Source organism: Streptomyces argenteolus (genome assembly GCF_042902585.1).
Taxonomy (GTDB): domain Bacteria; phylum Actinomycetota; class Actinomycetes; order Streptomycetales; family Streptomycetaceae; genus Streptomyces; species Streptomyces argenteolus.
Genome location: NZ_JBIBEG010000007.1, coordinates 192783 through 216604, shown reverse-complemented (window position 1 = coordinate 216604; position 23822 = coordinate 192783). Strand labels below are relative to the sequence as shown.

20 protein-coding genes are annotated in these 23822 nt (G+C 70.9%); 4 read left to right on the top strand and 16 right to left on the bottom strand.

What is annotated here, in order from left to right:
• Nucleotides 1-65 precede the first annotated feature (65 nt).
• The 8 genes from pssA to ACFY8O_RS24510 form a co-directional block, all read right to left on the bottom strand.
• Nucleotides 66-890 carry a CDP-diacylglycerol--serine O-phosphatidyltransferase gene (gene pssA, locus ACFY8O_RS24545; RefSeq protein ID WP_208766108.1) on the bottom strand — a complete coding sequence of 275 codons (825 nt, stop codon included), beginning with the start codon at nucleotides 888-890 and terminating at the stop codon, nucleotides 66-68.
• A 22-nt stretch (nucleotides 891-912) separates the two neighbouring features.
• A complete protein-coding gene (locus ACFY8O_RS24540; RefSeq protein WP_387905736.1) occupies nucleotides 913-1560 on the bottom strand; it encodes a phosphatidylserine decarboxylase in 648 nt (215 codons plus the stop codon).
• Nucleotides 1561-1741: 181 nt separating this feature from the next.
• A complete protein-coding gene (locus ACFY8O_RS24535) occupies nucleotides 1742-2947 on the bottom strand; it encodes an acyl-CoA dehydrogenase family protein (protein ID WP_145810507.1) in 1206 nt (401 codons plus the stop codon).
• Nucleotides 2948-2949: 2 nt separating this feature from the next.
• Nucleotides 2950-3477, bottom strand: coding sequence for a MaoC family dehydratase (locus ACFY8O_RS24530; RefSeq protein WP_387905733.1), 528 nt, complete (start codon nucleotides 3475-3477; stop codon nucleotides 2950-2952).
• Between the two features lies 1 nt (nucleotide 3478).
• Nucleotides 3479-4480 (bottom strand): HpcH/HpaI aldolase/citrate lyase family protein, encoded by a 1002-nt coding sequence (locus ACFY8O_RS24525; RefSeq protein ID WP_145810510.1) that lies wholly within the window; start codon nucleotides 4478-4480, stop codon nucleotides 3479-3481.
• The gene (locus ACFY8O_RS24520) at nucleotides 4477-6489 is read right to left on the bottom strand and encodes a protein meaA (protein WP_387905731.1); all 2013 of its coding nucleotides are present in this window, start codon (nucleotides 6487-6489) and stop codon (nucleotides 4477-4479) included. Before ACFY8O_RS24520 ends, ACFY8O_RS24525 begins: the two co-directional genes overlap by 4 nt.
• Nucleotides 6490-6497: 8 nt before the next feature.
• Complete coding sequence (gene ccrA / locus ACFY8O_RS24515; RefSeq protein ID WP_167526251.1) at nucleotides 6498-7835, bottom strand: crotonyl-CoA carboxylase/reductase; 1338 nt, start codon at nucleotides 7833-7835, stop codon at nucleotides 6498-6500.
• Between the two features lie 363 nt (nucleotides 7836-8198).
• Nucleotides 8199-8990, bottom strand: coding sequence for a GNAT family N-acetyltransferase (locus ACFY8O_RS24510; RefSeq protein ID WP_387905728.1), 792 nt, complete (start codon nucleotides 8988-8990; stop codon nucleotides 8199-8201).
• Nucleotides 8991-9133: 143 nt separating this feature from the next.
• On the opposite strand from ACFY8O_RS24510, the gene ACFY8O_RS24505 reads away from it, so the two are divergent.
• Nucleotides 9134-9925 (top strand): restriction endonuclease, encoded by a 792-nt coding sequence (locus ACFY8O_RS24505; RefSeq protein ID WP_387905726.1) that lies wholly within the window; start codon nucleotides 9134-9136, stop codon nucleotides 9923-9925.
• Nucleotides 9926-9940: 15 nt separating this feature from the next.
• Here the strand turns inward: ACFY8O_RS24505 and ACFY8O_RS24500 are convergent, their stop codons facing one another.
• The gene (locus ACFY8O_RS24500; protein WP_145810518.1) at nucleotides 9941-10753 is read right to left on the bottom strand and encodes a TetR family transcriptional regulator; all 813 of its coding nucleotides are present in this window, start codon (nucleotides 10751-10753) and stop codon (nucleotides 9941-9943) included.
• 91 nt (nucleotides 10754-10844) lie between these two features.
• Entirely contained in the window at nucleotides 10845-12626 is a 1782-nt protein-coding gene (locus ACFY8O_RS24495; RefSeq protein ID WP_387905723.1) for a 3-hydroxyacyl-CoA dehydrogenase family protein, read from the bottom strand.
• 343 nt (nucleotides 12627-12969) lie between these two features.
• Here ACFY8O_RS24495 and ACFY8O_RS24490 point away from each other — a divergent pair, with 343 nt between their 5' ends.
• Nucleotides 12970-13560 (top strand): adenylosuccinate lyase, encoded by a 591-nt coding sequence (locus tag ACFY8O_RS24490; protein ID WP_387905721.1) that lies wholly within the window; start codon nucleotides 12970-12972, stop codon nucleotides 13558-13560.
• Here the strand turns inward: ACFY8O_RS24490 and ACFY8O_RS24485 are convergent.
• The 3 genes from ACFY8O_RS24485 to ACFY8O_RS24475 form a co-directional block, all read right to left on the bottom strand.
• Nucleotides 13520-13870 (bottom strand): GNAT family N-acetyltransferase, encoded by a 351-nt coding sequence (locus ACFY8O_RS24485; RefSeq protein WP_387905718.1) that lies wholly within the window; start codon nucleotides 13868-13870, stop codon nucleotides 13520-13522. The genes ACFY8O_RS24490 and ACFY8O_RS24485 overlap by 41 nt on opposite strands.
• Before the next feature lie 56 nt (nucleotides 13871-13926).
• Nucleotides 13927-15504, bottom strand: coding sequence for an alpha/beta hydrolase (locus tag ACFY8O_RS24480; protein ID WP_387905716.1), 1578 nt, complete (start codon nucleotides 15502-15504; stop codon nucleotides 13927-13929).
• Nucleotides 15505-15631: 127 nt separating this feature from the next.
• Nucleotides 15632-16663, bottom strand: coding sequence for an Rv2578c family radical SAM protein (locus ACFY8O_RS24475; protein WP_387905714.1), 1032 nt, complete (start codon nucleotides 16661-16663; stop codon nucleotides 15632-15634).
• A 148-nt stretch (nucleotides 16664-16811) separates the two neighbouring features.
• Here ACFY8O_RS24475 and ACFY8O_RS24470 point away from each other — a divergent pair, with 148 nt between their 5' ends.
• Nucleotides 16812-17255, top strand: a complete 444-nt coding sequence (locus tag ACFY8O_RS24470) for an SRPBCC family protein (RefSeq protein WP_145810523.1) — start codon at nucleotides 16812-16814, stop codon at nucleotides 17253-17255.
• 200 nt (nucleotides 17256-17455) lie between these two features.
• Nucleotides 17456-19900 carry an MFS transporter gene (locus tag ACFY8O_RS24465; RefSeq protein ID WP_387905712.1) on the top strand — a complete coding sequence of 815 codons (2445 nt, stop codon included), beginning with the start codon at nucleotides 17456-17458 and terminating at the stop codon, nucleotides 19898-19900.
• A gap of 70 nt (nucleotides 19901-19970) precedes the next feature.
• Here ACFY8O_RS24465 and ACFY8O_RS24460 read toward each other — a convergent pair whose 3' ends face one another.
• From ACFY8O_RS24460 to ACFY8O_RS24450, 3 genes are read right to left on the bottom strand one after another with little or no spacing between them, the layout of a single operon-like run.
• Entirely contained in the window at nucleotides 19971-21044 is a 1074-nt protein-coding gene (locus tag ACFY8O_RS24460) for an acyltransferase family protein (protein ID WP_387906097.1), read from the bottom strand.
• On the bottom strand, nucleotides 21044-23281 hold the full coding sequence (locus ACFY8O_RS24455) for a bifunctional polysaccharide deacetylase/glycosyltransferase family 2 protein (protein WP_387905710.1): 2238 nt from the start codon (nucleotides 23279-23281) through the stop codon (nucleotides 21044-21046). The genes ACFY8O_RS24460 and ACFY8O_RS24455 overlap by 1 nt, the downstream gene beginning before the upstream one ends.
• Nucleotides 23281-23703: a hypothetical protein gene (locus ACFY8O_RS24450; protein ID WP_387905708.1), complete on the bottom strand. Its 423-nt coding sequence runs from the start codon at nucleotides 23701-23703 to the stop codon at nucleotides 23281-23283. The genes ACFY8O_RS24455 and ACFY8O_RS24450 overlap by 1 nt, the downstream gene beginning before the upstream one ends.
• Nucleotides 23704-23822 lie beyond the last annotated feature (119 nt).

Sequence of the window (23822 nt, the reverse complement as noted above, 5' to 3'; positions counted from 1 at the left end):
CACCGCACGCGAGAGGGCCCGGATGCTGGGGAGCATCCGGGCCCTCGTCGTCGTGTTCCGCGTGGTTACGGGAGCTGCGCCGCCCGCGCCTCGCGCCGGTTGTCACGGAAGGTGTTCACCCGCCGCGCCGTGGCGAAGAGCGGGATCACCGCCCCCAGGACGACCTGGAGCGCACAGCCGGTCTGCAGGAGCAGCTGACCGCCGGGGGCGTCGAACGCCCAGGCGGCGAGGAGCCCCATGGCGGCCACGATCCAGCTGAGCATCGCCACCGCGAGGACACCCCGCGGCTTCGGGTACTCGACGCGGCTGACCATGAGCCACGCCACGCCGATGATGGCGAGCAGCGTCGGCACGAAGGGCAGCTCCAGGAGCACGATCGAGACGACCGTGAGCGCTCCGAAGGGGCTCGGCATGCCCTGGAACATGCCGTCCTTCAAGGTCACGCACGAGAACCGCGCAAGCCTGAGCACCACCGCCAGCAGCACCACGATCGCCGCGAGCGCGGAGACCCGCTGGTGGGCGTCGTCCGCGACCATCCCGTAGACCAGGACGAAGTACGCCGGAGCGAGACCGAAGCTGATGAGGTCGGAGAGGTTGTCCAGCTCCGCACCCATCGGCGAGGACCGCAGCTTGCGCGCGACGAGGCCGTCGAAGAGGTCGAACACGGCGGCCATGAGCATGAGGATCACCGCGGTGGCGGCGGAGTGGCGGGCCATGCCCGACTCGTCGCTGCCGGTGAGATGCGGGATGAGGATGCCCGTGGTGGTGAAGTACACCGCCATGAAGCCGCACGTGGCGTTACCCAGAGTGAGGGTGTCCGCTATCGACAGCCGCATGGACAGCGGCATGTCCTCCGTGCCGTCGGCGTCGTCGTCGGACGCCTCGGGCACCCAGCCCGCCTGGGTATCCGGATCAATCACGGTCAATTCGAGTCACCCCCGCGGTGGTGGCCTGGCCGACCTCGACCGCGACGTCGACACCTTCAGGAAGGTAGATGTCCACGCGCGAGCCGAAGCGGATCAGACCGATGCGTTCGCCCTGCTCCACCTTCGTCCCCTGCGGGATGTAGGGGACGATACGACGGGCGACCGCTCCCGCGATCTGCACCATCTCGATGTCGCCGAGCTCGGTGTCGAAGTGCCAGACAACGCGTTCGTTGTTCTCGCTCTCCTTGTTGAACGCCGGGACGAACCCGCCGGGCACGTGCTCGACCGAGGTCACGGTGCCGGACAGCGGAGCCCGGTTGACGTGCACGTTCAGCGGGCTCATGAAGATCGCGACGCGGGTGCGCCCGTCCTTCCACGGCATGATGCTCTGCACCACGCCGTCGGCCGGCGAGATGACACGACCCTGGGTGATCTCGCGCTCGGGGTCACGGAAGAACCACAGCATGCCCGCCGCGAGCGCGGTGGTGGGCACGGCCGCGGCGGCCCAGCGTCCGGACTTGCGGGCCCGGGCGAGGCTGAGAGCCGCGGTGGCGACGGTCGGGAGGAGCCACGGCGATGCTCCGCGGGCGAGGCGGACCCCGCCGCGCGTTGCAGGGATTTGGCTGTCGGGCATGGATGACCTTCGTAGCGGATGATGCCGCGCTGGCAACGGGGGGACGGCGGCTTTCCGGCGATGCTATCGGGTGAGTGCGGCAACTGGGCAAGCCAGCAGCCGAGTCGGACAGCTGAAAGGCTCCGGCCGGGGTTGACCTGGTGTGATGTTCTTCGCCACCAAATCACCTCGAAGGGGACATTCAGCCCTGGAGCCGGTACTCCTCGAGGAGCCGGCGACCGATGATCATTTTCTGGATCTCGGCGGTACCTTCACCGATCAGCAGCATCGGGGCCTCGCGGTAGAGGCGCTCGATCTCGTACTCCTTGGAGAAGCCGTAGCCGCCGTGGATACGGAAGGCGTCCTCGACGACTTCCTTGCAGTACTCGGAGGCGAGGTACTTCGCCATCCCTGCCTCCAGGTCGTTCCGCTCCCCGGAGTCCTTTTTGCGTGCTGCGTTCACCATCATCGCATGGGCGGCTTCGACCTTGGTGGCCATTTCAGCCAGTTTGAACTGGATCGCCTGGTGCTGGGCGATCGGCTTTCCGAAGGTCTGGCGCTGCTGGGCGTACGAAACGCCCAGTTCGAACGCACGCTGTGCGACACCGCAGCCACGCGCGGCGACATTCACGCGTCCTACCTCGACACCGTCCATCATTTGGTAAAAACCTCGGCCGGTCGTGCCGCCCAGGACGCGATTGGCCGGAATGCGCAGTCCGTCCATGATGAGCTCGGTCGTGTCGACGCCCTTGTAGCCCATCTTGTCGATCTTCCCCGGAATGGTGAGGCCGGGGCGGACCTCGCCGAATCCCGCCTCCTTCTCCACCAGGAAGGTCGTCATCGACTTGTGCGGGGCCGTCCCCTGCGGGTGTCCTTCGTCACTCCGGCACAGAACGGCCACCAGCGTGGACGTGCCGCCGTTCGTCAGCCACATCTTCTGGCCGTCGAGGACGTACTCGTCGCCGTCCCTGACACCCTTCGACGAGATCGCGGAGACGTCGGAGCCCAGCGCCGGCTCGGACATCGAGAAAGCGCCCCGCACCTCGCCCAGGGCCATCCTCGGCAGGAACGTGTCCTTCTGCTCCTGGGTGCCGTGCTGCTTGAGCATGTACGCCACGATGAAGTGCGTGTTGATGATGCCCGACACGCTCATCCAGCCCCGGGCGATCTCCTCGACGCAGAGCGCGTAGGTCAGGAGCGACTCGCCCAGACCGCCGTACTCCTCGGGAATCATCAGCCCGAACAGGCCGAGTTCCTTGAGCCCTTCGACGATCTCCGTCGGGTATTCGTCGCGGTGCTCCAGCTGGGTCGCGACAGGAATGATCTCCTTGTCGACGAAATCCCGGACCGTGGAGAGGATTTCCTGCTGGACATCCGTCAGGCCGGCGGTCTGCGCGAGTCGGCTCATGGCTACTTCTCCCCGTTCTTGCTCGACGGCTGCTTCAGCTCCGGGCGGCCGGGCTGCTCACCGCCGCGCTCCTTGATGTACGTCTCGGTGGGGACCATCACCTTGCGGCGGAACACGCAGACCAGCGTGCCGTCCTGCTTGTAGCCCTTTGTCTCCACGTGGACGATGCCGCGGTCGTTCTTCGACCTCGACGGCGTCTTGTCGAGCACGGTCGTCTCGCCGTAGATCGTGTCGCCGTGGAAGGTCGGCGCCACGTGCTTCAGCGACTCCACCTCCAGATTGGCGATCGCCTTCCCGGAGACGTCCGGCACGGACATGCCGAGCAGCAGTGAATAGATGTAGTTGCCGACGACGACGTTCTTGCCGAAATCGGTCGTGCTCTCCGCGTAGTTGCTGTCCATGTGCAGCGGGTGGTGATTCATGGTCAGCAGGCAGAAGAGGTGGTCGTCGTATTCGGTGACCGTCTTTCCGGGCCAGTGCTTGTAGACGGCACCGACCTCGAATTCCTCATAGGTACGTCCGAACTGCATGTCAGGCCTCCGGAGCTTCGAACTTGGAGGTGCGCCGCATCCCGGCCGCGCGGCCCTTGCCCGCGATGACCAGGGCCATCTTGCGGCTGGCCTCGTCGATCATCTCGTCGCCGAGCATCGCCGAACCCTTCTTGCCGCCCTCCTCCGAGGTGCACCAGTCGTAGGCGTCGAGGATGAGCTCGGCGTGGTCGTAGTCCTCCTGGGAGGGCGAGAACACCTCGTTCGCGGCGTCCACCTGGCCGGGGTGCAGGACCCACTTGCCGTCGAAGCCCAGCGCCGCCGCCCGGCCCGCGACCTCGCGGTAGGCGTCCACGTCGCGGATCTGGAGGAACGGGCCGTCGATCGCCTGGAGGTCGTGGGTGCGGGCCGCCATCAGGATGCGCATCAGGATGTAGTGGTACGCGTCCGCCGGGTAGCCGGGCGGCTGCTGGCCGACGACCAGGGTCTTCATGTTGATCGAGGCCATGAAGTCGGCCGGGCCGAAGATCAGGGTCTCCAGGCGGGGCGAGGCGGCGGCGATGTCGTCGATGTTCACCAGGCCCTTGGCGTTCTCGATCTGCGCCTCGATGCCGATCCGGCCGACCTCGAAGCCCATCGTCTTCTCGATCTGGGTGAGCAGCAGGTCCAGCGCGACGACCTGCTGAGCGTCCTGGACCTTCGGCAGCATGATGCAGTCGAGGTTGGGGCCCGCACCCTCGACGACCGTGATGACGTCCCGGTACGTCCAGTGCGTCGTCCAGTCGTTGACCCGCACGACCCGGGTCTTCCCCGTCCAGTCGCCCTTGTTGAGCGCGTCGACGATGTGGTGCCGGGCGCCCTCCTTGGCGAGCGGCGCGCAGGCGTCCTCCAGGTCCAGGAAGACCTGGTCGGCCGGGAGCCCCTGGGCCTTCTCCAGGAACCGGGGGTTCGAGCCCGGCACGGCCAGACAGGAACGGCGCGGGCGCAGACGGTTCACGGGGGCCGCGGTCTGCGCGGCGGCGGGCGACGGGCTGGGCGTGGTCATGCGGGGACCTCCAGAGGGTCGAGCTTGTTCGCTTTCCGGATCTCGTCGACGATACGGCCGATGATCTCCGTGATGCCGAAGTCCTTCGGGGTGAAGACGGCGGCGACGCCGGCCGCGACGAGGGCGGTCGCGTCGGCCGGGGGGATGATGCCGCCCGCGATCACCGGGATGTCCGCCGCCCCGGCCTCACGCAGCCGGTTCAGCACGTCCGGTACCAGCTCGGCGTGCGAGCCGGACAGGATGGACAGGCCGACGCAGTGCACGTCCTCGGCCAGCGCGGCGTCGGTGATCTGCTCGGGAGTCAGCCTGATCCCCTGGTAGACCACCTCGAATCCGGCGTCACGCGCGCGCACGGCGATCTGTTCGGCGCCGTTGGAGTGCCCGTCCAGACCGGGCTTGCCGACCAGCAGGCGCAACCGTCCGGCGCCCAGATCATCCGCGGTGCGGGAGACCTTCTCGCGGACCAGGGCGAGGGGGGTGCCCGGCTCGGCGTTGACCGCCACCGGCGCGGACGAGACGCCCGTCGGGGCCCGGAACTCGCCGAACACGTCGCGCAGGGCCCAGGCCCACTCCCCGGTGGTGACGCCCGCCCGAGCGCACTCGACGGTCGCCTCCATCATGTTCCGGGTGCCGGCGGCGGCCTTCTTCAGGGCCGCCAGCGCCTCGGTCGCCCGCGCCTCGTCACGGTTGTCGCGCCACTCGTGCAGCGCGGCGACGACCCGGGCCTCGTTCTCCGGGTCCACCGTCATGATCGCCGCGTCCAGGTCGGCGGTCAGCGGGCTGGGCTCGGTCGTCTCGTAGATGTTGACACCGACGATCTTCTCCTCGCCCGCCTCGATCCTGGCCCGCCGTGCCGCGTGCGAGGAGACGAGCTCCGACTTGAGGTAGCCCGACTCGACGGCGGCCATCGCGCCGCCCATCTGCTGGATCCGGTCGATCTCGGCGAGCGAGTCGGTGACCAGCTCGTCGACCTTGGCCTCGATGACGTGCGAGCCGGCGAAGATGTCCTCGTACTCCAGCAGGTCGCTCTCGTGCGCCAGTACCTGCTGGATGCGCAGCGACCACTGCTGGTCCCACGGGCGCGGCAGACCCAGTGCCTCGTTCCAGGCGGGCAGCTGCACGGCGCGGGCGCGGGCGTCCTTGGAGAGGGTGACGGCCAGCATCTCCAGCACGATGCGCTGGACGTTGTTCTCCGGCTGCGCCTCGGTCAGCCCGAGGGAGTTGACCTGCACGCCGTAGCGGAAGCGGCGCCGCTTGGGGTCGGTGACGCCGTACCGCTCACGCGTCACCTGATCCCAGATGCGGCCGAAGGCGCGCATCTTGCACATCTCCTCGACGAAGCGGACCCCGGCGTTCACGAAGAACGAGATACGGGCGACGACATCACCGAACTTCTCTTCGGGCACCTGTCCGGAGTCGCGCACCGCGTCGAGCACGGCGACGGCCGTCGACATGGCGTACGCGATCTCCTGGACCGGCGTGGCCCCCGCCTCCTGCAGGTGGTAGCTGCAGATGTTGATCGGGTTCCACTTCGGGATGTGGTTGACCGTGTACGTGATCATGTCGGTCGTCAGGCGCAGCGACGGCCCCGGCGGGAAGACGTGCGTCCCCCGCGACAGGTACTCCTTCACGATGTCGTTCTGCGTCGTGCCCTGGAGCTTGCCGGGGTCCGCGCCCTGCTCCTCCGCGACCACCTGGTAGAGCGCCAGAAGCCACATCGCGGTCGCGTTGATCGTCATCGACGTGTTCATCTGCTCCAGGGGGATGTCCTGGAACAGCCGCCGCATGTCGCCGAGGTGCGAGACGGGTACGCCGACGCGGCCCACCTCACCGCGGGCGAGGACGTGATCGGGGTCGTAGCCGGTCTGCGTGGGCAGATCGAAGGCGACCGACAGACCGGTCTGGCCCTTGGCGAGGTTGCGCCGGTACAGCTCGTTGGAGGCCTCCGCCGTCGAGTGACCGGCGTACGTCCGCATGAGCCACGGACGGTCCTTCTGACGTTCGGTCATGGTGGACCTCAGACGTTGCGGAAGCGGTTGATGGCGTCGATGTGCTGTTCGCGGAGCTCCGTGTCACGCACGCCCAGGCCCTCGCGGGGGGCGAGCGCGAGGACGCCGACCTTGCCCTGGTGGAGGTTGCGGTGGACGTCGTAGGCCGCCTGGCCGGTGTCCTCCAGGGCGTAGACCTTGGAGAGCGTCGGGTGGATCTTGCCCTTGGCGATGAGGCGGTTGGCCTCCCAGGCCTCGCGGTAGTTGGCGAAGTGGGAGCCGATGATGCGCTTGAGCGACATCCACAGGTAGCGGTTGTCGTACTCGTGCATGTAGCCCGAGGTCGAGGCGCAGGTGGTGATGGTGCCGCCCTTGCGGGTGACGTAGACGCTCGCGCCGAAGGTCTCGCGACCCGGGTGCTCGAAGACGATGTCGATGTCCTCGCCGCCGGTGAACTCGCGGATGCGCTTGCCGAAGCGCTTCCACTCCTTCGGGTCCTGGGTGCGCTCGTCCTTCCAGAACTTGTAGCCTTCCGCGTTGCGGTCGATGACCGCCTCGGCGCCCATCGCCCGGCAGATGTCGGCCTTCTCGGGGCTGGAGACGACACAGATCGGGTTGGCCCCACCGGCCAGTGCGAACTGGGTGGCGTAGGAGCCGAGTCCTCCGCTGGCGCCCCAGATCAGGACGTTGTCGCCCTGCTTCATGCCGGCGCCGTTGCGGGAGACGAGCTGGCGGTACGCGGTGGAGTTGACCAGGCCCGGGGAGGCGGCCTCCTCCCAGCTGAGGTGCTTGGGCTTCGGCATCAGCTGGTTGGACTTGACGAGGGCGATCTCGGCGAGGCCGCCGAAGTTGGTCTCGAAGCCCCAGATCCGCTGCTCGGGGTCGAGCATGGTGTCGTTATGGCCGTCCGAGGACTCCAGCTCGACCGAGAGGCAGTGCGCGACGACCTCGTCGCCCGGGGCCCAGGCGTTGACGCCGGGGCCGGTGCGCAGGACGACACCCGCCAGGTCGGAGCCGATGACGTGGTACGGCAGGTCGTGGCGCTTGGTGAGCTCGCTGAGCCTGCCGTAGCGCTCCAGGAAGCCGAAGGTCGAGACCGGCTCGAAGATCGAGGTCCAGACGGAGTTGTAGTTCACCGAGCTGGCCATCACGGCCACGAGCGCCTCGCCGGGCCCGAGTTCGGGAACGGGCACCTCGTCCAGGTGCAGCGACTTGCGCGGGTCCTTGTCGCGGCTGGCGAGCCCGGAGAACATCTCGGCCTCGTCCTTGTGCACGGTCACCGCGCGGTACGACTCGGGGATGGACAGGGCGGCGAAGTCCGCGGCCGTGCTGTCCTGCGATTGGATCGCGTCCAGGATTTCCTTCACGGTGATGCCTCCGGCAGATCGGGTTTCCGGCGTCGAGGGAACGCTCGGAGGACCCCTGTGGGCAGGGGAGCGGTGCGGTGTGGAGGTGTGCCGTCGGTTCGGCGGGTGGTGCGGGGCCTGCTCGGTGGAGCAGAAGGGTTTGCCTGTGACGCAGGCGCCCGGGCGCGCGGACACGTGGTTCGCGGGGACAGCCGGCGTACGAGAGATCTCTGCACGCCGGCCGCCCGGACACCTTCAACGTATGGCACTGCGTGACAGGTGGCAAGGCACCCAGTGCCAACAATTTCTCTCAGTTGTCATCTCGTAGGCACGCATGAGCGACATCATGGGTGGTATGCCGCGTTGATCCCACTTCTGTGCGGGCTACGGCGCGGTGCGATACACGTACGGCGTCGTCGTGCTCAGGGTGGTGAAGCCGAGCCGCCGCAGGATCGGTGCCGACAGGTCCGTCGCGTCCACCTGGAGGAAGCGGTAGCCGAGCCCGGCCGCGAGGCGGGCCCGGTGGGCGATCAGCGCCCGGTAGATGCCCCTGCCCCGCCAGGGCGCCGCGGTGCCGCCTCCCCACAGCCCGGCGAAGCTCGTCCCCGGGCACATCTCCATCCGTGCCGAGCTCACCGGCTCGTCCCCCACCGTCGCCACCACCGCGGCGAAGGTGCCCGGGGCCCCTTCGAGGGCGGCCAGGGTCTGATGGCGCAGTCGCGAGCCGTCGGTGCCGAAGGCCGCCTCATGGGCCCGGACCATCAGCTCCACCCCGGCCTCGTCCGTCACGGCCCGCAGCCGGACGCCCTCGGGCAGCTCCACCGACACGGACAGGTCCGCGACCGCCGCGACCATCAGCGCCTCCGGTGGCTCGGGCTCGAAGCCCGCGGCGAGGAGGAGGTCGCCCAGAGCCTCCGGGACGTCATGGGCGTACAGCTTCCACTCGAACGCGCCGATCCCCAGGGCGGTGTAGTGCTCCACCTGCGCCACGATCTCCGCACGCGCGCGGTCGGGGGAGAGGTCCGGGGCCGTCCAGACCACCCCGTTCCAGTCCTCGGGGCCGCCCGTACGCCGAACGACCGCCCCGGCGCGTTCGACGCGTGTGCCGGGGCCTTCGGGGCGTGCCCCCTCGCGCATCTCGTGGTCGAAGAGGGCCAGTGTCTCGTCAGGGTCCATGCGCGCATACGAGCACGCCGGTCCCGTCCCGGCCACCGGGTTTCCTGGCCACGCGGGGTGCGGCGGGTGCTTCGGCGGCCCGGCGCGGGGCACACGTAAGTGATCTTGAGGTGAACGTCCGACGGAAAAGGGGTGGGTGCGGGATGGGTGCACGGATACGCGGGGGCGGCTCCGGAGGCCGCGGGCGCGCGTTCGACCTGCGGCGCACGGCCGTGGGCTTCGTCTTCCTCGCCCTCCTGGTCTGCGGCGCCGGGCTGGCCGTCCGGAGCGCGGCGGCGACCGCCGAACGGCACCCGGTGCTCGCCGGGATCTGCCTCCTCGCCCTGGCGGCCGGCGTGGTGGTGTTCCTGCGCGTGCGGCGAGGGCGCAGGGCGGCGGCCCGCGCGGCGGTCGCGGCGGTCGAGGCGGCGTACGAGGTGGTGGACGCCGCCCTGGAGGAGCCGGCCGTCGCCGAAAGCGCCGGCCTGCCCGGCGCCGAGGGCGCCGATCACGTGGCGGACGACCTCGACCCGGTGCGGCCGGTCGACTACGCGGCCATGGATCCGTACGACTTCGAGGAGGCCGTGGCGGCCCTCTGCCGCCGCGACGGCTGCACGGACGCCGAGGTCGTCGGAGGCGCCGGTGACCTGGGCGCGGACGTGCTCGCCACGACGCCCGACGGACAGCGCCTCGTCGTGCAGTGCAAGAGGTACACGGATGGCAACAAGGTGGGATCGCAGGATCTCCAGCGCTTCGGCGGCACCTGTTACGCGGTCCACGGCGCCGACACCGCCGTCGTGGTGACCACGAGCGACTTCACCGAACCGGCCCTGGAGTATGCCGAGCAGTGCGGCATCGTCTGTGTCGGTCTCGACGAACTCGGCGCGTGGAGCGAGGGCGCCGCTCCGCCGCCCTGGTACGCGACCGCTCCCGTGGAGCCCGCCGCCGGGGCGTGAACGGCGGGGCGCCGCTCAGTGCTCCTGCAGCGCCCGCTGGATCGTGCGCATGACCTCGTCGAGCGGCGCGTCCGTACGGGCCACGGCGACCAGCACCTCGCCCTCGGTGGACACCGCCGCGGGGGGCTTCGCCGGCTCCGTTCCCGCGGTCCGGCCCGCCCCGATCCCCGTGCCGAAGGTCTCCCGGACGATCGCGAAGGCGTGGTCGAGCTGGGCCTCCACGTCGCCGTGCCCGTCCGCCCGCAGCCAGCGCCGCAGCACATGGTTGTGCGCGGTCACCACGGCGGACGCGGCGACCTCCGCGAGCAGCGGGTCGTCGTTGCCCACATGGTGGTCACGCTCGTCGAAATGGCCCAGCAGATAGCGGGTGAAGAGCCGTTCGTAGCGGGCCACCGAGGCGATCTCGGCCTCCCGGAGCGTCGGCACCTCGCGGGTCAGCTTGTAGCGCGCCACGGACACCGCGGGCTTCGCCGCGTACATCTTCATGACCTCCTTGATGCCGCGGCACACGGTGTCGAGCGGGTGCTCGTGCGCGGGGGCGGCGTTCAGGACGGCCTCGGCCCTGACGAGGGTGTCGTCGTGGTCCGGGAAGATGGCCTCTTCCTTGGAGCGGAAGTGGCGGAAGAAGGTGCGGCGGGCGACCCCCGCGGCCACCGCGATCTCGTCGACCGTCGTCGCCTCGTACCCCTTGGTGGCGAAGAGTTCCATCGCCGCGGCCGCCAGCTCGCGGCGCATCTTGAGCCGCTGGGCGGCGGCCCGGGTGCCCGCGGCACTCTCCGGGGCGTCCGTCGCGGCGGAGGAACGAGGGGACTTGGCGGGTTGGGACATGAGGTGAACGTAACCCATCGGTGCAGGGGAGTGCGCCTGTGGGGGCGGGTCGCCCGAGGGTCCCAGCAACCCGCCCCACCCGGCCCCCGGATCAGCGGCGGGCATATTCGCGGAAGCCGCGCCCCGTCTTACGGCCGAGGCAGCCCGCGGCCACCAGGTGTTCGAGCAGCGGCGCCGGGGCCAGGCCCGGGTCGCGGAACTCGCTGTGCAGAACCTTCTCGATGGCGAGCGAGACGTCCAGGCCGACCACGTCCAGGAGTTCGAACGGGCCCATGGGGTAGCCGCCGCCCAGCTTCATCGCCGCGTCGATGTCGTCGAGCGTGGCGTAGTGCTCCTCGACCATCTTGATCGCGTTGTTGAGGTACGGGAACAGCAACGCGTTCACGATGAACCCGGCCCGGTCACCGCAGTCCACCGGGTGCTTGCGCACCTTCAGGCAGACCTCGCGGACGGTGGCGTGCACGTCGTCGGCGGTCAGCACCGTACGGACCACCTCGACCAGCTTCATCGCAGGCGCCGGGTTGAAGAAGTGCATCCCGATGACGTCCTCGGGGCGCGAGGTGACCCGGGCGACGGCCACGACCGGCAGCGACGAGGTGGTGGTGGCGAGCACCGCGCCCGGCTTGCAGACCTTGTCCAGGGTGGCGAAGAGCTCCCGCTTGATCTCCAGGTCCTCGGCCACCGCCTCGACCGCCAGGTCGACGTCGGCGAAGGAGTCCAGCGAGCCCGCCGCCGTGATCCGGGCGAGCGTCTCGTCCCGCGCCTCCTCCGTCAGCCGCCCCTTGGAGACCGAACGCCCCAGGGACTTGGCGATCCGCGCCTTGGCCGTGTCCGCCTTCTCCTGGCTGCGCGCGGCCAGCACCACCGCGTACCCGGCCTTCGCGAAGACCTCGGCGATCCCCGAGGCCATGGTGCCCGACCCGGCCACCCCGACCGAGGAGACGTCCCGCCCGGCCACTGCGCCCGTGCTCTCCGCCGGCGTCAGCGCGTCCGGCACCGTGTTCTGGCTGCCGGGTGCGTCGTACGTGTAGAAGCCGCGGCCCGCCTTGCGGCCGGTCAGCCCCGCCTCGCTGAGCTGGCCCAGCACCGGAGCGGGGGCGTGCAGCCGGTCGTGAGACGCCGTGTACATGGCCTCGAGGACCGTGCGGGCCGTGTCGATGCCGATCAGGTCGAGCAGCGCCAAGGGGCCCATCGGCAACCCGCAGCCCAGCTTCATGGCGGCGTCGATGTCCTCGCGGGAGGCGTAGTTGGCCTCGTACATCGCTGCGGCCTGGTTGAGGTATCCGAAGAGCAGCCCGTCCGCGACGAAACCGGGCCGGTCACCCACCGCGACCGGCTCCTTGCCCAGCTCACGTGCGAGCCGGGTGACGCTCTCCACCGCGGGCGGGGCCGTCAGGACGGAGGAGACCACCTCGACCAGCTTCATCGCCGGCGCCGGGTTGAAGAAGTGCAGGCCCAGGACCCGCTCGGGGCGCTGCGACTCGGCGGCCAGCCGGGTCACGGACAGGGCGTTGGTACCCGTGGCGAGGATCGTGGTGGGCGAGACGACGGCGTCCAGCTCGCGGAAGACCTGCTGCTTGATCTCGTAGTTCTCCGGCACGACCTCGATGACCAGCTCCGCGTCCGCGGCGGCCTGGAGATCGGAGAACGTACGGAACCGGGCCAGGATGTCGTGCCGCTCCTGCTCCGTGATCCGCTCACGGAGCACGGCACGGGCGGTGGAGGCCTCGAGGGAGGCGACGGCCTTGCGGGCGGCGGCTTCGCTGACGTCGATGCCGATGACCTCGCGGCCCGCACGGGTCAGGACCTCGGCGATGCCGGTTCCCATCGTGCCGAGGCCGACGACGGCAATGGTGCTGAGCGGGGTGTCCATCACGGGACTCCAGGGTGAGTGACGACTGTGAGGAGCACGGCGGCGCACGAGTCAGGGATCAACGGGCGCACGGTGTGCGGGAATTGCGTGTCGTGGTGCACGGTCCCGGGGCACTCGGCACACCGGGGGGAGGGTGACGGGCTCTGTCCCGAGCCGCGTCTCACGAACTGCCGAACCGACAAGCACTCCAGGTGGCTGCGTCACCAGGCCACCCGAGCCGGCGGGTGTGTGTCCCGCTCACCTGAGATTAACCGGCGAGTAACGAGCGCGCCAGCCCTGGCCGTCTGTGCGCTGGCACACAGTTCCGTGAACACTCAGCGTGCGCGTCGCTACACTCAACGTCATGGATGAGGAGTTCCGCTCGCTGACGGACCGGCTCGGCGGGGAGGCGGGTGATACCGAGGAATTCCACCGGCTGCTCACCACCGAGGACGACGAGGAGCTGGCCGCCGTCCTCGTCGAACGCGAACGCCCGCTCTGGGCCCGCGAGGTGGCGGCGTTCCGGCTCGGCTGCGGAGGTGACCCGCGGGCCTTCGAGGCGCTGGTCCTCCTCCTCAACCACCGTGATCCCGAGCGCTGCGTCTCGGCCGCGCACGCCCTGCGGCTCCTCGGTGACCCCAGGACGCCCCGGGCCGCTGCGGCGCTCGCCACCAACAGTCTGCGGACGGCGTACGCCCTGCACCCGGTGCGGCTGCTCACCGCCCTGCGCGCCCCCGAGTCGGTGCCGGCGCTGGTCAGCACCCTGCACCGGCTGCTGGCCCCGGACGAGGCGCACTGGCGCGTGGCGCTGGCCTGCGTCGAGGGGCTGGGGAGCCTCGGGGACGGCAGGGCCCGCCCCGTCCTGGAGGCCGCTCTGCCGCACCCACGCCTGGGCGATGCGGCGGCCCACGCCCTCAGCCGGCTGCCGGCGGACCGAGGGGGCCCACGTACCTGACCTCGGGCACCGGGGCGCCGCCCGCCTCGAAGGAGTCCTCCGCCCGGTCCGGACGGAAGCCCGCGCGCTCGCAGAAGCGCCGGGCCGGTGTGTTCTCCCTCAGCGCCCGGAGCGCCCTGTCCCGGAACCCGTCCGCCGTGGCCCGGGCGGTTGTCCCGGCCAGGAGTGCACGCCCGATGCCCGCGCCCGCCCGGTCCGGATGGACGCGGACCGCGTACGGCTCGGCCCTGCCACGGTGCTCGTCCCGCGGGACGTCCCCCGCGTCCGGACCGCGCGCGGGGGCGTACGCGGGGACGGTCCGTGTGATCACGCGGACCGTCCTGGCGTACGCCCCCGGCGCGGGGCCCGGTGCTTCCCCGCCGCCGATCAGCCGCGGAAGCCGAGCAGCCCGTGCAGCACGCGCCCCTCGGTGTTCGTGCCCGCCTTCGCGGCCGGGGCCGGCTTCGGCTCCGGCAGGGCGCCGCAGACCGCGTCCGCCTCCGCGCCGCTGCCACCGCTCGGGAGAGTGCCGTCGGTGAGGTAGGCCACCAGGTGCTTGTCCAGGCACCCGTTGCCGCTCAGCGAGATGCCATGGTTGCCGCCGCCCTGCTCGACGACCAGGGCGGAGCCCTTGAGACGGCGGCTCATGGTGACGCCGCCCTCGTAGGGGGTGGCCGCGTCGTCGGTGGCCTGGAGGATCAGCGAGGGCGGGATGGCGTCGTTGGTGACCCGCACGGGCTCCAGCGGCTCCACCGGCCAGGTGGCGCACGGCGCGTTGTACCAGGTGTTGTTCCACGTCATGAACGGCGACTTGCGGTGCGCCTGCCAGGTGTCGTTGCGCCAGGTGCTCCAGGTGCGGGGCCAGCCGGCGTCGCGGCACTGCACCGCCGCGTAGACGGAGTACCCGTTCTCGCCGGCCTTGTCGACGGCCGCGAAGTCCTCGTACGCGGTGGCGAGGGCCTCCTGGTCCCCGTCGTTCACGTACGCCGCGAACGTCTCCGCGAGGCGCGGCCAGTAGCCGTTGTAGTACCCGCCCGGCATGAAGGTGTCCTCGAGCTCGGCGGGTCCGACCTTGCCGCCCGCGGGCCGCTTCTTCACGGCGTCGCGCATCCGGTACCACGCGGCTTCGACCGCGGCGGGATCACTGCCGAGGTTGTACGTGGCGTCGTTCTTGGCCACCCACGCGGCGAAGGCCTTGTGGCGGGCGTCGAACGCGTGGTCCTGGCCGAGGTTGTCCTCGTACCAGACGCCGTCGGGGTCGACGACCGAGTCCAGCACCAGGCGGCGTACGTGCTCGGGGAACAGCTTGGCGTAGACCGCGCCGAGGTAGGTGCCGTAGGAGTATCCGAAGTAGTTGATCCGCCGGGCGCCGAGGGCCTTCCGGATGACGTCGAGGTCCTTCGCGGCGCTGACGGTGTCCATGTACGGCAGCAGCTCGCCGTGCTTCTCGCCGCACGCGGCGGCGAAGGAGGCGGCCCGGTTCCGGCCGGTCCTCTCGGCCTCGTAGGAGTCCGGCACGGTGTCGGGGCGTACCGGCGCGAAGTACTTCGGCAGGCAGTTCAGGGCGGGCCGGCTCTTCCCGACCCCGCGTGGGTCGAACCCGATCACGTCGTACTGCGCCGCGAGCTTCTTCGGCAGCGAGGACGCCACGAAGCCGGCCATGGAGAGCCCGCTGCCGCCGGGACCGCCGGGGTTGACCAGCAGTGGCCCCTGCGAGGTCTTCGCGGTGTGCGGGATCCGGGAGAGTGCGAGGGTGACCGGCTGTCCCGACGGGTTGTCATGGTCCAGTGGTGCGGTGACCGTTGCGCACTGGAGCGTCGGGTAGGACTTCGTCCCGCAGCCGGTCCACGCGAGTGGTGCGGTGGCGGGGGTGGTGGCGGGTGCGGACGCGGTGGACGGCGCGGCGGTCACCAGGCCCGCGACCGTGGCGCCGACGGCGACCAGGATTCCTGCACGTTTCGTCATACGGCCTCCCGTGGTGGGGGAACACGGCTGTGGATGGCACAGCCCCCGCGGCATGCTCCCCGGATTCGGGGAAGGGAGGACACGTTCCGCCGAGAGTTGACCCGTTTGACGGGCCCGGCCCGCGCGGTCAGAGCAGGCTCAGCTGGGTGGGCCCTTCGGTGAGCGGTTCCGGGGTCTCGCGGGGGACGCGGCGGACGCCGCCCCGGTCGGCGGGCCCGATGCCGTACTCGGCCGCCAGTTCGTGCACCCGGCGGGTGATGCCGCGCTGGTACCAGGTGGGGGCGTACGCCCCGTCCGCGTACATCCGCTCGTACCGCGGCACCAGGTGGGGGTGGTGCCGGGCGAGCCACTGCATGAACCACTCGCGGGCGCCGGGCCGCAGATGGAGGACGAGGGGCGTCACCGAGGTCGCTCCGGCGGCGGCGACGGCGCGGACCGTGGCGCGCAGCTGGTCGGGGTGGTCGCCGAGGAAGGGGATGACCGGGGCCATCAGGACCCCGCAGCCGATCCCGTTGTCGGCCAGGGCGCGTACGGCGTCCAGGCGCCGCTGGGGGGAGGGGGTGCCCGGCTCGACCGTGCGCCACAGCTCCTGGTCGGTGAAGCCGACGGAGACGGACACGCCGACCTCGGTCACCTCGGCGGCCTGCCGCAGCAGATCGAGGTCGCGCAGGATCAGTGTGCCCTTCGTGAGGACGGAGAACGGGTTGGCGTGGTCGCGCAGGGCCGCGAGGATGCCGGGCATCAGCCGGTAACGGCCCTCCGCGCGCTGGTAGCAGTCGACGTTCGTGCCCATCGCGATGTGCTGGCCCTGCCACTGGCGGGAGGCCAGGTGCCTGCTCAGCAGTTCGGCGGCGTTGGTCTTCACGACGATCTGGGAGTCGAAGCCGAGGCCTGTGTCCAGGTCCAGATAGCTGTGGGTCTTGCGGGCGAAGCAGTAGACGCAGGCGTGGGAACAGCCCCGGTACGGGTTCACGGTCCATTCGAACGGCATGCGGGAGGCCCCGGGCACCCGGTTGACGATCGAGCGGGCCCGGATCTCGTGGAAGGTGATTCCCCGGAACTCAGGCGTGTCGAACGTGCGCGTGGTGACCGCGTCCGCGGCGAAGAGCGCGCCGTTACCCGCCTTTGCGGTGTTCTCTGCCAGATTGTCCCAGCGCATGGACGCCTCCTTGGTAGCACTGCGCAGAGAATAGAACATATGTTCCCTTGATCGTGCGGGGCGGTGCGCGGGGCCCGATTTTGAGGGGCCGTACCCGAGGTGGTTGGCTCAGCAGCACCCGGAACAACCGAGTGCTGGAGGAGCAGGCATGGCGCAGGTCGAGGCCACGACAGAGCGGATCATCGCGGCGGACGCAGAGACGGTGTTCGATGCGCTGGCCGACTACAAGGAGGTCCGGGGCAAGGTACTGACCGGGCACTTCAGCGAGTACGAGGTGCGCGAGGGTGGAGACGGCGAGGGCACTCTCGTCCACTGGAAGCTCCAGGCCACCAGCAAGCGGGTCCGTGACTGCCTGCTCGAGGTCACCGAACCCAGCGACGGCCGGCTGGTCGAGAAGGACCGCAACTCCTCGATGGTCACCACCTGGACCGTCACCCCGGCGGGCGAGGGGAAGTCCAAGGCCGTCGTCTCGACCGTCTGGAACGGCGCCGGGGGCATCGGCGGGTTCTTCGAGAAGACCTTCGCGCCCAAGGGGCTCGGCCGGATCTACGACGAGCTGCTGGGGAATCTCGCCGCCGAGGTCGAGAAGTAGGCCTGCTCTCCTCACTGTTGACGGCGCGGCCGGCCTCACCGGAACGGGTGGTTTTCCGGGGTGGCCGGTTGCGCGCCGCAGCGCCTCCCACCGGCGCATAAGCCCTCGAAGTGCGCCGTACGTGCGCCCGGTCGCGTTTGCCCCGCCTTGCCGCCTGATGCGAGAAATGGGCGGCGCAGCTGCGACGAGGGGAGCGTCACGTGGGTGGGATCACTCTGGTGAAGGACGAACCGGGAGGCACCGAGTACGGGCCGCCCGGTCGGGCGGCCGAGCACGCCCCGCCTCCGCCCCCTGCCGTCGGCGCCGCTCCGCCGCCCGACGACATCAGCCCCCGCCGGGTCAGGCTGGTCTTCTTCGGGCTGATGCTCACCCTGCTGCTCGCGGCGCTCGACCAGATGATCGTCGCCACCGCCCTGCCGAAGATCGTCGGCGAGCTGCACGGCCTCGACAAGATGTCCTGGGCCGTCACCGCGTATCTGCTCGCCTCCACGATCGGCCTCCCGATCTACGGCAAGCTCGGCGACCTCTTCGGCCGCAAGGGCGTCTTCCAGTTCGCGATCGTCGTCTTCGTCATCGGCTCCGCCCTCGCCGGCTGGTCGCGCACGATGGACGAACTCATCGCGTTCCGCGCCGTCCAGGGCATCGGTGGCGGCGGGCTCATGATCGGCGTCCAGGCGATCATCGCCGACATCGTCCCGCCCAGGGAGCGCGGGCGCTACATGGGCCTCATCGGGGCGGTCTTCGGCCTCGCGTCCGTCGCGGGTCCGCTCCTCGGCGGCTTCTTCACCGACCACGCCTCCTGGCGCTGGTGCTTCTACATCAACGTGCCGTTCGGCATCGTCACCCTCGCCGTCATCGCGCTCGTCCTGAAACTGCCCAAGCCGGCCGTCCGTCCCCGCCTCGACGTCCTGGGGGCGCTGCTGCTCGCCGCCGCCTCGACCTGTCTGGTGCTTCTCACCAGCTGGGGCGGGACCGAGTACGCCTGGGGCTCGCGGACCATTCTGGGGCTGGCCGCCGGAGCCGTGGGCACGACGCTGCTCTTCGTCGTCGTCGAGCACCGCGCGGCCGAACCCGTCATCCCGTTGCGGCTGTTCCGCGACTCGGTCTTCAACGTCACCTCCCTGGTCGGCGCGGTCGTCGGAGTCGCGCTGTTCGGCGCAGCCAGCTATCTGCCCACCTACCTCCAGATGGTCGAGGGGGTGTCCGCCACCGAGTCGGGGCTGCTGATGCTGCCGATGATGGGCGGCATCGTCATCGCCTCCGTGGTCTCCGGGCAGCTGGTGTCACGCACCGGCCGCTACCGCGTCTATCCACTGGTCGGCGGAGCGGTCTCGGCCGTCGGGATGTGGCTGCTCTCCCTGCTCGACACCGGCACCTCGGCCCTGGAGTACGGCATCTGGCAGGCCGTCCTGGGCATCGGGATCGGCCTCGTGATGTCGATCCTGGTGCTGGCCGTGCAGAACTCCGTACGCCCCGGCGACCTCGGCACCGCCACCAGCGCCCACAACTACTTCCGGCAGATCGGGGGCAGTGTCGGTGCGGCGATCTTCGGGACCCTGTTCGCGGGGCGGCTCACGGACGCGCTCGGGGTGCGCCTCCCGTCCGGCGCCGACCTGCCCGACGCCGAGTCGATCACTCCGCAGCTGGTCCACACCATGGAGCCCGCGCTCCGGGACGCGTACATCCAGGCCTACGCCGACGCGATGCCCCGGATCTTCCTCTACCTCGTGCCGGTGCTCCTGCTCGGCCTGCTCCTCGCCTTCTTCCTCAAGGAGAAACCGCTGGTGTCCCACCACACCCCGCAGACGGCGGCCGATCCGGCCGTGACGCAGTCCACGATCCCCTCCGCCCGGATCGACCCGGGTCCGCCCCGGCCGGCCGCGACCGCCGGGATCCCGGTGCGTGGAGGCGTCCAGCACCCCGACGGCACGACGGTGGGGCGGGCCGCGCTCACCCTCATCGACGTCCAGGGACAGCAGGTCGGACGGAGCGCCAGCGGTGACGACGGGCGGTACGCGCTGAGCGCGCCCGGTGCGGGAGCCTACGTGCTGATCGCCGCGGCGGGCGGCCACCAGCCGCAGGCCGTCAGCGTCACTGTGGGCGAACGCCCGGTGGAGCTCGACGTGGTGCTCGGCGGGGCAGGCCGGCTGGCCGGAGCGGTTCTCACCCCGGACGGCGCGCCCGTGCGCGACGCCGCGGTCACCCTCACCGACGTACGGGGCGAGGTGGTCGCGAGCACTCGCACCGGGCGCGAAGGGGCCTACGTGATCACCGAGCTCGTGGCCGGGGAGTACACGCTCGCGGCCAGCGCCCCGGCCTACCGGCCCGCCGCCCTCCCGGTCAGTGTGCAGGCCGCCCGGGAGACCCGGCAGGACATCGAACTGGCGGGCGGAGCCGTGCTGCGCGGGATCGTGCGGGCGCCCGGCGGACGGGCCGTCGAGGACGCCAGGGTCACCCTCCTGGACGCGGCGGGCAACGTGGTCGACACCCTGACCACCGGCGCCGACGGCGCCTTCCGGTTCGTGGACCTGTCGACGGGTGAGTACACCGTGATCGCCGCCGGCTATCCGCCGGTCGCCACCGTGCTCCAGCTCCCCGGTGGGGGGCGGACCGAGCGCGACCTCCAGCTGGGCCACGAGGACTGAGCGCCCGTGCCGCGCGGCGGGTGTGCGAGCTGTCCGCACACCCACCGCGCCGGCAGGCAGGAGCGCGGCGTCACGGCAGCAGGCGGGGTCCGCGTCCCGCCGCGACGTCCTCGACCCAGCCGAAGCACGCCACGGCCGCGGCGATCAGCACCCACGCGACGCCGAACTGCCACCACAGGCTGTCCAGCGGCAGACGGCGCTCCATCGCCGGAACCTCCCACATCAGGTCGATCAGCGGTACGGCCGCCATCAGCGCCACCTCGTGCCAGAGGTAGACCGTCACCGCCCTGGCGTTGAAGACGGTGACGAGCCGGTCGGCCACCGGACGGCGTACGAGCCCGTCGAAGCGGGGCCGGAAGCGCAGCAGGAGCAGCACGAAGCCCGCCGACCACAGCGCCTGGGCGAGGGAGATGTCGTCCAGGTCGGCCCGGCCGTCGACCGGGTGGCCCAGCGCCCACCAGGCGCCCACCGCCATCAGCGGCGCCGCGGCGGCCAGGGTTCCCGTCGCGCGCAGCCGCTCGAGCACCCCGTCGCGGTGCGCGAATCCCAGCAGCCAGCAGAACAGGAAGACCGCCCCGTCGCCGAGCGCGCTCCCCAGCCGCCCGTCCGGCAGGCCCGAGACCGTCTCCAGCACCACGACCGGCACCAGCGACAGCGCGAGCACCGGGAGGGGGGCGAGCCGGAACAGCCGCAGGAGCACCGGCGAGAGCAGCACGAACCACAGGTACGCGCGCAGGTACCAGAGCACCGCCCACGCCTGCTCGCCCCACGCGCCGCCGGGCGGATCGCCGATCGGCAGCACCCAGTACAGGACGTCGGGCCCCGGCACCCAGCCGTGCAGCAACATCGCCACTCCGAGCAGCAGCCCGAAGAGCCACACCGGGATCAGCAGCCTCCGCAGCCGGCCGCGGAGCACCGTGAGGGCGGGCCGCTCCAGGGAGCGGGCCATCAGGGAGCCGGCGAGCGCGAACATCACGCCCATGGAGGGGAAGACGAAGCCCAGCCAGGGCCACTCGAAGGTGTGGTAGGTCACCACCCGCACGAGGGCGACGGCACGCAGCACGTCGAAGGACCGGTCCCGGCCGGTCCCCGTGCCGGCGGTGGGAGACGGCGCGAGGGCCGTCCTGCGGTGCGCGCCCCCCACTACGACGCCCCCGAGCGAGGCGTACCCACCTCGCCGGTGCGCTTCAGCTTCTGCCACCGCAGCCGGCCCCCGGTCGCCGCGGTGACACAGGAGTGGATCAGCACCAGATACATCAACTGCCGGTAGGCGAGCTGCTGGAGCGGAAGCATCAGCAGATACCTGTACTTCTCCCCGTCGAGCCGGAAGGCGTACGCCGCACAGAACAGCTGCACCGCCAGCACAGCCAGCCACGCGAGCAACGAGGCACGGAAGTCCACGAAGACCATCGCGTACAGGGTGAACACGTCGATGAGCGGCGCGAAGACCGGCGTGACGATCTGGAAGAGGACGACCAGCGGCATGCCGACCCGGCCGAAGCGCCCGGACGGTCCCCTGTCGGTGACCGACCGGCGGTGCTTCCACAGCGCCTGCATGGTGCCGTAGCTCCACCGGTAGCGCTGACGCCACAACTGCCCCAGGGAGGCGGGTGCCTCGGTCCAGGCGCGGGCGTGCTCGGCGTACACGACCCGTCGGCCCGCGCGATGGAGGGCGATGGTGATGTCGGTGTCCTCGGCCAGCGTGTCCTCGCTCATGCCGCCGACCTCCAGGACCGCCTCCCGGCGGAACGCCCCGACGGCTCCGGGGATGGTGGGCATGCAGCCCAGCAGGTCGTACATCCTGCGGTCGAGGTTGAAGCCCATCACGTACTCGATGTGCTGCCAGGCGCCGATCATCGTGGACCGGTTGCCGACCTTCGCGTTGCCCGCGACCGCGCCGACCCCCGGGTCGGCGAAGGGCTGCACGAGCCGTCCCACCGTCTCCGGTTCGAAGACGGTGTCGCCGTCCATCATCACGACGATGTCGTGACGCGCCTGCCGCACACCGTTGTTGAGGGCGGCCGACTTGCCCGCGTTCTCCTGCCTGATCACCCGGACATCCGGCAGGCCCAGGGACTCCGCGATCTCCGCCGTGCCGTCGGTCGAGCCGTCGTCGACGACCAGGATCTCGATCGGGTGGGTGCTGGTGGCGAGGGAATTGAGTGTACCGGCGATGCACTCCTTCTCGTTGTAGGCGGGCACGATCACGGTCACCGGCTCCGTCACCTCGGGGCCCCAGGTGAACCGGCGTCTGTTGCGCTGCCGGTAGTGGCGCCGGGCGAGCAGGAGCATCATGCCGAAGCGGCCGAGGACGGCCACCCCCACGACACCCAGCACCGTGGCCAGTCCCGGCACGGTCCATTCCGCGACCGCGACCGCGGCCAGCAGGGCGCGGCCCTCCCACACGGACGCGGTGTCGGCCTTCCGGTGGGCGGCCTGCTCCGCCTCGCCCTGTGCGGTTCCGGACTGCGCCGGACCGCCGGCCGGTGCGGTGCCGGCCTGTGCGGAGGACGCGGCATCCTGCTGCTGCGCGCCGCTCACCGTGGTGAACGTGTAGCCCTTCGCCTTCATCTTCTTGATGTACGCCGGCAGGGCGGCCAGTGTCTGGGAGCGGTCACCGCCGGCGTCGTGGAAGAGGACGGAGGCGCCCTTCCCGTCCTCGGGGGTCGCCCACTCGACGATCTTGTCGACCCCGGGCCGCTGCCAGTCCTCGCTGTCGGTGTCGATGAACACGCTGGTGTATCCCATCGCGCCGAGGCGCTCGTAGACGGGCCAGCTGTAGTCGTCGATCGCGTCGGTCCTCGAGGAGTAGGGAGCACGGAACAGCGTCGTCGTGATGCCCGCCGCGCCTGCCAGGGCGAGCTGGGTCTGCGCGATCTCCCGCTTCACCCGGGCCTCGCTCTGGTACGAGAGGTCGACGTGCGTGAAGGTGTGGACCCCCACCTCGTCGCCCTCGTCGACCATCCTGCGGACGACGTCCGGGTAGCGCGAGATCATCGACCCGACGAGGAAGAACGTGCCCGGGACGTCGTTCTCCTCCAGGATGTCCAGGACCTTGGCGCTCCACTCGGGATCGGGGCCGTCGTCGAAGGTCAGCACGATGGTCCTGTCCGGTACCGACTGCGTACGCGCGGTGCCGCCCGGGAAGCTGAGGAGCGGTCCGCCCTCCAGGACCTCGGCGGGAACCGTGTCCGCGGAGGCACCGGTGCGCACCCGCTGGTCGTCGCCGACCTCGGCCCGCAGATATCCGTCCAGCAGCATCACGGAGACGAGCGCCAGCAACAGCAGCAGGGCCATGACCACGCGGGGCTCGGGGACCGCCTGGCGCCGGACGCGTCCGATCACGCCGGGCGTGGCGTGCCGGCGGCGGGAGGCGGCCATCAGCTCGCCCCGCCGGACGCCGTGGCCGGGGCGGACGGCGTCGCCCCGCCGGACGCGGGCGGCGCCGGCAGGCCGCTCGGGGCTCCGTTCGGCGGCATGCCGTAGCCGGGCTGGGTCCGCCCGCCCGGTCCGGCTTCGGCGGCCGGACCGCCGGCGAAGGGGAGCAGCTGGGAAGGGGTCAGGGAGATGCCGCCCATGAAGGCGAGTCCCAGAACGGCCGCGTAACCGACGCAGACGAGGCCCAGCAGCGTGCCCGCGCGGCGCAGCAGCCTGGCCCGGCGCCCGGAGCTGTCCACGAAGACGGGCCCCTCCTGGGGCCGCGCGGCAGCACGGCGCCGCTCCGCCGAACGGGCCGGTCCGGCGTGGGCCCGGCGTCGGCCGCGCGACGCCGGGGCTTTCTCGATGACGGGGTGGGATTGCATCTGCGCATGGTGACCGACCCCGATGTGCGACGTCTGGAGCTTTCCTGGCCGTGCGCTGTGAAACGGCCGCGAAGCTGTGGGAACGCTGAGAACGCGCGGGGCGGGCACCGGCCCCTCCC

What these genes read in the sequence shown, in the direction of transcription:
- ACFY8O_RS24540 (WP_387905736.1), bottom strand. Translation starts at nt 1,560, where the DNA reads ATGCCCGACAGCCAAATCCCTGCAACGCGCGGCGGGGTCCGCCTCGCC.
- ACFY8O_RS24535 (WP_145810507.1), bottom strand. Translation starts at nt 2,947, where the DNA reads ATGAGCCGACTCGCGCAGACCGCCGGCCTGACGGATGTCCAGCAGGAA.
- ACFY8O_RS24530 (WP_387905733.1), bottom strand. Translation starts at nt 3,477, where the DNA reads ATGCAGTTCGGACGTACCTATGAGGAATTCGAGGTCGGTGCCGTCTAC.
- ACFY8O_RS24525 (WP_145810510.1), bottom strand. Translation starts at nt 4,480, where the DNA reads ATGACCACGCCCAGCCCGTCGCCCGCCGCCGCGCAGACCGCGGCCCCC.
- ACFY8O_RS24520 (WP_387905731.1), bottom strand. Translation starts at nt 6,489, where the DNA reads ATGACCGAACGTCAGAAGGACCGTCCGTGGCTCATGCGGACGTACGCC.
- ACFY8O_RS24510 (WP_387905728.1), bottom strand. Translation starts at nt 8,990, where the DNA reads ATGGACCCTGACGAGACACTGGCCCTCTTCGACCACGAGATGCGCGAG.
- ACFY8O_RS24505 (WP_387905726.1), top strand. Translation starts at nt 9,134, where the DNA reads ATGGGTGCACGGATACGCGGGGGCGGCTCCGGAGGCCGCGGGCGCGCG.
- ACFY8O_RS24500 (WP_145810518.1), bottom strand. Translation starts at nt 10,753, where the DNA reads ATGTCCCAACCCGCCAAGTCCCCTCGTTCCTCCGCCGCGACGGACGCC.
- ACFY8O_RS24495 (WP_387905723.1), bottom strand. Translation starts at nt 12,626, where the DNA reads ATGGACACCCCGCTCAGCACCATTGCCGTCGTCGGCCTCGGCACGATG.
- ACFY8O_RS24490 (WP_387905721.1), top strand. Translation starts at nt 12,970, where the DNA reads ATGGATGAGGAGTTCCGCTCGCTGACGGACCGGCTCGGCGGGGAGGCG.
- ACFY8O_RS24480 (WP_387905716.1), bottom strand. Translation starts at nt 15,504, where the DNA reads ATGACGAAACGTGCAGGAATCCTGGTCGCCGTCGGCGCCACGGTCGCG.
- ACFY8O_RS24475 (WP_387905714.1), bottom strand. Translation starts at nt 16,663, where the DNA reads ATGCGCTGGGACAATCTGGCAGAGAACACCGCAAAGGCGGGTAACGGC.
- ACFY8O_RS24470 (WP_145810523.1), top strand. Translation starts at nt 16,812, where the DNA reads ATGGCGCAGGTCGAGGCCACGACAGAGCGGATCATCGCGGCGGACGCA.
- ACFY8O_RS24455 (WP_387905710.1), bottom strand. Translation starts at nt 23,281, where the DNA reads ATGGCCGCCTCCCGCCGCCGGCACGCCACGCCCGGCGTGATCGGACGC.
- ACFY8O_RS24450 (WP_387905708.1), bottom strand. Translation starts at nt 23,703, where the DNA reads ATGCAATCCCACCCCGTCATCGAGAAAGCCCCGGCGTCGCGCGGCCGA.